Origin of the sequence: Erwinia persicina, assembly GCF_014838825.1 — a bacterium.
Lineage (GTDB): Bacteria > Pseudomonadota > Gammaproteobacteria > Enterobacterales > Enterobacteriaceae > Erwinia > Erwinia persicina_A.
Genome location: NZ_JACYMO010000032.1, coordinates 1 through 800 on the forward strand (window position 1 = coordinate 1; position 800 = coordinate 800).

The window sequence follows — 800 nt, forward strand, 5'->3', positions numbered from 1 at the left end:
CAGGCAGCGTCCGGCGTGAAAACGGACAAAGCCAGCTACGCGGCGGGCAGCGACATGACGGTGACGGTGACGCTGAAGGACGTGAACGGCAACCCGGTGGCGGGGCAGGCGGCCTTGCTGACGGCGGAGGCCGTCACGGTGGCCAACGCCACGCTGAACGGCAGCTGGAAGGAGAACGGCGCCGGGATCTATACGGCGGGCTACACGGCCATCACGGCGGGCACGGGCCTGAGGGCCGGGGTGAAGCTGCCGGGCTGGAGTAAAGGCAGCGACTCCGCGGCCTATGTCATTACCGCAGGCGCCCCGGCGCAGGCAGCGTCCGGCGTTAAAACGGACAAAGCCAGCTACGCGGCGGGCAGCGACATGACGGTGACGGTGACGCTGAAGGACGCGAACGGCAACCCGGTGGCGGGGCAGGCGTCATTACTGACGGCGGAGGCCGTGACGGTGGCGAACGCCAGCCTGAGCGGCAGCTGGAAGGAGAACGGCGCCGGGATCTATGCGGCAGGCTACACGGCCATCACGGCGGGCACGGGCCTGAAGGCCGTGCTGAAGCTGCCGGGCTGGAGCCAGGGCAGCAACTCTGCGGCCTATGCCATTACGGCGGGCGCCCCGGCGCAGGCAGCGTCCGGCGTTAAAACGGACAAAGCCAGCTACGCGGCGGGCGGCAACATGACGGTGACGGTGACGCTGAAGGACGCGAACGGCAACCCGGTGACGGGGCAGGCGACCTCGCTGACGGCGGAGGCCGTCACGGTGGCCAACGCCACCCTGAGCGGCCGCTGGACCGACAACCAGGA

1 pseudogene is annotated in these 800 nt (G+C 69.6%); it reads left to right on the top strand.

What is annotated here, in order from left to right:
* Positions 1-15 precede the first annotated feature (15 nt).
* Positions 16-800 (top strand): annotated as a pseudogene (locus IFU29_RS22180) (invasin domain 3-containing protein); the annotation flags it as partial.